Origin of the sequence: Flagellimonas baculiformis (assembly GCF_033441575.1) — a bacterium.
Classification (GTDB): Bacteria; Bacteroidota; Bacteroidia; order Flavobacteriales; family Flavobacteriaceae; genus Flagellimonas; species Flagellimonas baculiformis.
Genome location: NZ_JAUZVW010000006.1, coordinates 221,992 through 228,753 on the forward strand (window position 1 = coordinate 221,992; position 6,762 = coordinate 228,753).

6 protein-coding genes are annotated in these 6,762 nt (G+C 45.9%); 5 read left to right on the top strand and 1 reads right to left on the bottom strand.

Annotation, left to right across the window (positions count from 1 at the left end):
• Positions 1-38 precede the first annotated feature (38 nt).
• From SD450_RS10945 to SD450_RS10965, 5 genes are read left to right on the top strand one after another with little or no spacing between them, the layout of a single operon-like run.
• Complete coding sequence (locus SD450_RS10945) at positions 39-2,135, top strand: alpha-L-fucosidase (RefSeq protein ID WP_318344510.1); 2,097 nt, start codon at positions 39-41, stop codon at positions 2,133-2,135.
• Positions 2,136-2,138: 3 nt separating this feature from the next.
• The gene (locus SD450_RS10950) at positions 2,139-2,918 is read left to right on the top strand and encodes an L-fucose dehydrogenase (RefSeq protein ID WP_318344511.1); all 780 of its coding nucleotides are present in this window, start codon (positions 2,139-2,141) and stop codon (positions 2,916-2,918) included.
• Between the two features lie 9 nt (positions 2,919-2,927).
• A complete protein-coding gene (gene fucP / locus SD450_RS10955; protein WP_318344512.1) occupies positions 2,928-4,235 on the top strand; it encodes an L-fucose:H+ symporter permease in 1,308 nt (435 codons plus the stop codon).
• Positions 4,223-4,561 carry an L-rhamnose mutarotase gene (locus tag SD450_RS10960; protein WP_318344513.1) on the top strand — a complete coding sequence of 113 codons (339 nt, stop codon included), beginning with the start codon at positions 4,223-4,225 and terminating at the stop codon, positions 4,559-4,561. The genes fucP and SD450_RS10960 overlap by 13 nt, the downstream gene beginning before the upstream one ends.
• A gap of 4 nt (positions 4,562-4,565) precedes the next feature.
• Complete coding sequence (locus SD450_RS10965) at positions 4,566-5,726, top strand: alpha-hydroxy acid oxidase (RefSeq protein WP_318344514.1); 1,161 nt, start codon at positions 4,566-4,568, stop codon at positions 5,724-5,726.
• 850 nt (positions 5,727-6,576) lie between these two features.
• Here SD450_RS10965 and SD450_RS10970 read toward each other — a convergent pair.
• On the bottom strand, positions 6,577-6,762 hold a 186-nt coding region (locus SD450_RS10970), incomplete at its 5' end, for a heavy-metal-associated domain-containing protein (protein WP_318344515.1).

The window sequence follows — 6,762 nt, forward strand, 5'->3', positions numbered from 1 at the left end:
AAGAAGATTGTCTTTCTTAACAATAAACCTTTGAAAAAATGATTCGAAAAGCCCACATCCTAACTTTGTCCCTGGCCCTGCTCTTTGTAGCCTGCCAAACCGTGGAACCACCCAAAGCTGTTGGCCCAACCCCTTCGCAACGCCAAATGGATTGGCATGAACTGCAATATTATGCCTTTGTCCATTTCAACATGAACACCTTTACCGATATGGAATGGGGCATAGGAGGAGAATCCCCTGCTCTTTTCAACCCTACCCAACTGGACACCCGACAGTGGGCCAAAGTGGCCAAAGATGCCGGGATGAAGGGAATCATTTTAACTGCAAAGCACCATGATGGATTCTGTTTGTGGCCCACCAAGACCACGGAACATTCCCTTAAAAATTCACCTTGGAAGGATGGAAAAGGGGACGTGGTCCAAGAATTGGCCGATGCCTGCAAGGAATATGGCCTAAAATTGGGGTTATACCTTTCCCCTTGGGACCGCAACAACGAGCATTATGGAAAACCGGAATACGTGGAAATCTTCCATGAACAGCTACGGGAACTGTTGACCAATTATGGGGAACTCTTCGAGGTATGGTTCGATGGTGCCAATGGAGGCTCCGGATATTACGGAGGGGCCAACGAAACCCGAAAAATAGACAACAAAACCTATTACGAATGGGAAAAGACCACTGAGATGATCCGGGAATTACAGCCCAATGCGGTCATTTTCAGTGATGGCGGACCGGACATACGCTGGGTCGGTAACGAGGAAGGCTGGGCCAACGAGACCAACTGGAGCGTGATGCGAAGGGATGAGATCCATCCCGGATGGCCACGATATGTGGAATTACGTTCGGGCCATGAAGACGGTACACATTGGCTGCCCGCAGAAGTGAACACCTCCATACGTCCCGGGTGGTACTACCATCCCGGTGAGGACCATCAGGTAAAAACCTTGCCCCGTTTGGTGCAAACCTATTACGAATCAATAGGCAGGAACGGGAACTTTTTGTTGAACCTTCCGGTGGACGATAGAGGTTTGGTGCATGAAAACGATGTACAACAATTGATGGCCCTGAAGGCACAAATCGATACTGATTTTGCCCAAGAACTGGCGCATGGAAATACTGCCAGTGCCTCGAATGTCCGTGGCAACAGTGCTTCCTTCAATGCTGAAAAGGCCATCGATGGGGATTTTGAAACCTACTGGGCCACAGACGACGGAACAACACCGGCTTCCATCACCATCAGTTTAAATCAGCCCACCAAAGTCAACCGCATACTCCTGCAAGAGTATATTCCTTTGGGGCAACGCATCAAAAAATTCACGGTAAGTGCCGAAGTGGATGGAACATGGCACGTTTTGGATGAGCAGACCACTGTGGGGTACAAACGTATTCTTCGGTTTGAAACCGTTACCGCTACCCAAATCAAAGTGGATATTTTGGACGCCAAAGGCCCAATTACACTCTCCACGCTTGAGCTCTATAATGCCCCTCCCCTTTTGGTAGACCCTAAAATCACCAGAAATAGGGATGGAATGGTCTCCATTGAAGTACCTGATGATGAAGTGGACGTCTATGTGACCACCGATGGAAAGGAGCCAACAACGTCCTCCAAAAAATATGGCGGCCCATTTCCTGTATTGACCCCCACTAACGTAAAGGTCATTGCCGTGGACCCGAACAATGGACAACAAACACAGACGGTGAGCCAATACTTTGATCTGGCCAAAAAAGATTGGAAAGTGGTGGGGGCCCTTCAACATGATGCCGATGTCGTTAAACTTATGGATGATGACACCAATACTTTCTGGGCAACGGATGAAAATTCTTCGAACAGTAGCGAAATCACCGTAGATTTGGGAGCATCCCATACACTTACTGGATTTACCTATTGGCCCATCCAAGAACGCTATCCGTTTGGGATCATCACCAAGTATGAATTTTTGGTCAGTCAGGATAACCGAACATGGAAATCGGTATCGAAAGGGGAATTCAGCAATGTGGCCAACAATCGCATTGAACAAAAAATAAATTTCAATCCAACAGTGGCCCGATATATAAAATTGAGGGCTTTGGAAAAACATAATGGTGATGGCAGGACTTCCTTTGCGGAAATCGGTGTGTTCACAACAAATCAATGATGCATGGATTTAAGATTAAAGGACAAGGTGATATTGGTCACAGGAGGTGACAAAGGAATCGGGAAAGGGATTTCCTGCACTTTGGCAGAAGAAAATGCCATCCCGGTCATTATTGGAAGAAAGGAGGCCGACGTACTTTCCACTGTCGAAGAAATCAAGGACAAAGGAGGCAAAGCCTTTTACGCCCTCGCGGAACTTACCGACCCCCTGCAATGCAAAAATGCCATTGAAAGAACCATCCAACAGTTCGGAAGAATAGATGGATTGGTGAACAATGCCGGGGTCAATGACGGAGTGGGACTCGAAAATGGCAATTATGACAATTTTAAACGTTCCTTGGAGCGCAATGTGGGACATTATTATCTGATGGCCCACCATGCCTTGCCCCACTTGAAGAAAACCAAAGGCAGCATTGTGAACATCGGCTCCAAAACATCGGTGACGGGCCAGGGCAATACCTCGGGCTATGCGGCAGCGAACGGGGCCCGCAATTCCCTTACCCGGGAATGGGCGCTGGAACTTCTTCCCTATTCCATCCGGGTGAATGCCGTAATCGTCGCTGAATGTTATACCCCATTGTACAAGAATTGGATAAATTCTTTTGATAATCCTGAAGAAAAACTCAAGGAAATTAGGGATAACATCCCCTTAGGGAATAGAATGACAACCGCAGAAGAGATCGCCAACACGGTGGCTTTTCTTCTTTCCGAAAAATCCAGCCACACTACCGGCCAACTGATCTTCGTGGATGGGGGCTACACCCATCTGGATCGTTCACTTTAACCTATAGCCATGACCAGACCAAAAATTGTATCCAAAAAAGCACTTTTGCCCTTCGTCCTGATCACTTCCCTTTTTGCTTTATGGGGTTTTGCCAATGCTGTTACAGACCCGATGGTACAGGCATTCAAAAAAGTGTTGGAGCTTTCCAATTCCCAAGCTGCTTGGGTCCAAATGGCTTTTTATGGCGGCTATTTTTGCATGGCCTTGCCTGCGGCACTGTTTGTTCGGAAATACTCATATAAGGTAGGCATACTGATAGGGCTGGCCCTTTATGCAGCAGGGGCGCTCATGTTCTATCCAGCGGCCATCATGGAGGAATTCTGGTTTTTTTGCCTTGGCCTATACGTGCTCACTTTCGGGCTTGCTTTTTTGGAAACAACGGCCAATCCCTACATTTTGGCCATGGGTGCAAGGGAAACGGCAACGCAGCGCCTGAACCTGGCCCAGGTGTTCAATCCGGTGGGGTTGCTATTGGGATTGCTCATTGCACAGCAATTTGTGCTCAAAAAACTACAATCGGATGATATCGTGGATTATTCATCCTTGGACCCTGTCAAAAAAGCTATGATTCGTACTTCGGACCTTATGGTGATCAGGGACCCGTATGTGGTTCTGGGACTGGTCATTCTGGCGGTATTCGTTCTCATAATGGTCAACAAAATGCCGCAGGCCAAAGGAAACGGAACAATTCCGTCCTTGAAAGAAACGGGCAGGATACTGTTCCAAAGGCCCCGTTACAGGTTGGGCGTATTGGCACAGATCCTATATGTCGGTGCGCAGATCATGTGCTGGACCTACATCTATCAATATGCCGAGGCCATGGGTATGGCAAGCGATATGGCAGCCAATTACCAGTTTGCGGCGTTCATTTTGTTTTTGGTGGGTCGGGCCATCGGCACGTATCTGTTACGTTTTCTCAGTCCGGGCAAACTATTGATGTGGTTTTCCCTCATGGCCGGGATCTGTTCCTTGGCCGCCATTTTCATTGAAGGCCATTTGGGATTGCTTTCGTTAGTGGGCATTTCGTTCTTCATGTCGCCCATGTTTCCGACCATTTATGGAATCGCCTTGAACGGATTGACCGAGGAGGAATCCAAATTGGGGGCGGCCGGATTGGTCATGGCCATTGTTGGAGGTGCCCTGATGCCCAAATTACAGGGAATGATCATTGATATTGGGGGCCATGGGGTGGCCGATGCCCAAATCATGGGAGTGGCCGAGGTGAATTATTCCTTTACCCTCCCATTGTTCTGTTTCGCCTACATTGTCTGGTTCGGTTTTGACACTTTAAAAAATGAACGCGTATGGGAAATCTAAAAAGATATTGCTTGGCACTTGATCTTGTGGATGACGAACAAAGCATCAAGGCCTATGAGGAGCATCATAAAAAAGTATGGCCCGAAATATTGGAGAGCATCAAGGAATCTGGCATCCAAAGCATGGAAATATATCGAGTAAGAAATCGGTTGTCCATGATCATGGAGGTGGATGATTCGTTTTCCTTTGAGAAAAAACAACAGGCCGATGCCCAAAATCCCAAGGTGCAGGAATGGGAAGAGTTGATGTGGACGTTCCAAAAACCACTTCCCTTTGCCCAAAAAGGGGAAAAATGGCTGCCCATGAAAAAAATTTTCAAGTTGTAATCATATGCGCAACCAAACACAAATCACATTCAACCCCCGATACCCCTCCATCGAAGATCTTCGTGAAAAGGCCCGTAAACGTATTCCCAGATTTGCCTTCGAATATCTGGACGGTGGGTGCAATGAAGAGGTGAACCTGCGAAAAAACACTGGTGAAATCAGGGAGGTTGAATTGTTGCCCCGGTATTTGGATACCTACAAGGAGGCCAATATGACCACAGAAATCTTTGGAAAAAGATATGATGCCCCTTTTGGAATTGCCCCCATCGGTCTACAAGGACTCATGTGGCCCAATTCCCCCGAGATTCTGGCCAAAGCTGCATTCCAACACAATATTCCCTTCATTCTGAGTACCGTGGGCACTTCCAGCATAGAACGTATCAGCGAGATCACTGAGGGAAATGCTTGGTTTCAATTGTACCATCCCACGAAGGAATCTGTTCGAAATGACCTGATCCATCGGGCCCAAGTTGCCGGTTGCCCCGTTCTCGTGTTGCTTTGCGACACCCCGGTTTTTGGTTTTCGTCCTAAAGAAATAAAGAACGGACTTTCGATGCCCCCGAAAATGAGTGTTGCCAACATCCTTCAGATATTGGGAAAGCCCCAATGGGCCTTTGAGACTTTACGGCATGGGCAACCCAATTTTGAAGTGCTTAAAACGTACATGCCCAAAGGGCTCAACCTAAAACAGTTGGGACAGTTCATGGACCAGACTTTTAGCAAGCGTATGGACATGGAAAAGATTGCTTCCATCAGGGACCTATGGAAAGGCAAATTGGTATTGAAGGGGGTGATCACTGAGGCCGATGCCGAAAAAGCAGTATCCCTGGGACTGGATGGCATCATTGTATCCAATCATGGGGGGAGGCAATTGGATGCCGGGGAATCCACCATAAAGCCATTGGCCCGAATATCGGAAAAATATGGCAATCAACTTACCGTGATGATGGATAGCGGTGTGCGCTCCGGACCCGATATTGCCCGAACCATGGCCAGTGGGGCCCAGTTTACTTTTTTAGGCCGTTCCTTTATGTATGGCGTAGCAGCTTTGGGAAGCAATGGGGGCGACCATACCATTTCCTTACTCAAAACCCAATTGAAACAGGTAATGGAACAAATTGGATGCCCTGATGTGGAGCAAATGCCACTTTTCAGGAAGCATTGAGTGGCTTAAAAAGCCATTGGATATCTTTCAATTATTGAATGTTCATGGATGGAGATGAATGGATTTACGCAGAAAACATTGTCCAATTATAGAGAATAAGCCTAAAAAAATTTTGGAGTTGACAGATCAGGTTTGTCAAACGGTATCTAAATTATGCACAATGAACGTACTAAACCATTCACCGAGTGCTACACCTTTTATATGGTTTTAAATGAATTCAATTGAATGCAATAAAGACAAAAATCGCTGTAAATCAATCAGTTGACAGTGCTTTGATACCACCTATACAGTGGTTCGTCAGGATGACTGACCTCTTGACGAGGTGCTAACCCATTAATATCCAGAATATTATGTCGATTTTCCCAAAATAGGACATCCCATAGGACATCTTCGTGTGAAATAATGATTTTCACAACGTAAATATCGATAAATAAAATCAAACCACACCATCTTGTTTTATTTAATTTTAAATCAAAATAGACAAAGGAATTTTTGTGAGTTCAAAATCTCATCACAAACAAGATGAGTATCTATTCGCCCTATCGACAAGCAGATATAATAAGAACTTTGATTGTCATTTTTAAACTAGCTGTATAAATTACAAGATTTAGATTTTTGCCACCGGTGTTCCAGCCAAGCCATTACTGGTCCACCTTACATGATTGACACGATCGAGTTTAGAGGTTTTGATTGCAGTGATACCTGAATCTTGCGATGTTTTCAATACTACCAATGACCATGCCTATACCGAAGTTGTGTAGAAAAATCCAATAAACTTATACAACCCGAATAGGATTAAGGTAACCCCAACCCTATTCGAACCATTTAATATATTCTTCTGGACATTCCTTTATTTCTTGGTCAAATGATATCCAGCCGATTCAACAGCAGAAGTGATTTCCTCTTCCGTGGCACTTGTGGTCTGTACGATCAACAATTTGTCTTGGGAGGCAAAGTCAACAGACCAATCGGTCACGCCATCCACCTTATCCAAAAATGGTTTTACGGTATTGGCACACCCACTGCACTTAATATT

What these genes read in the sequence shown, in the direction of transcription:
- SD450_RS10960 (WP_318344513.1), top strand. Translation starts at nt 4,223, where the DNA reads ATGGGAAATCTAAAAAGATATTGCTTGGCACTTGATCTTGTGGATGAC.
- SD450_RS10965 (WP_318344514.1), top strand. Translation starts at nt 4,566, where the DNA reads ATGCGCAACCAAACACAAATCACATTCAACCCCCGATACCCCTCCATC.
- SD450_RS10945 (WP_318344510.1), top strand. Translation starts at nt 39, where the DNA reads ATGATTCGAAAAGCCCACATCCTAACTTTGTCCCTGGCCCTGCTCTTT.
- fucP (WP_318344512.1), top strand. Translation starts at nt 2,928, where the DNA reads ATGACCAGACCAAAAATTGTATCCAAAAAAGCACTTTTGCCCTTCGTC.
- SD450_RS10950 (WP_318344511.1), top strand. Translation starts at nt 2,139, where the DNA reads ATGGATTTAAGATTAAAGGACAAGGTGATATTGGTCACAGGAGGTGAC.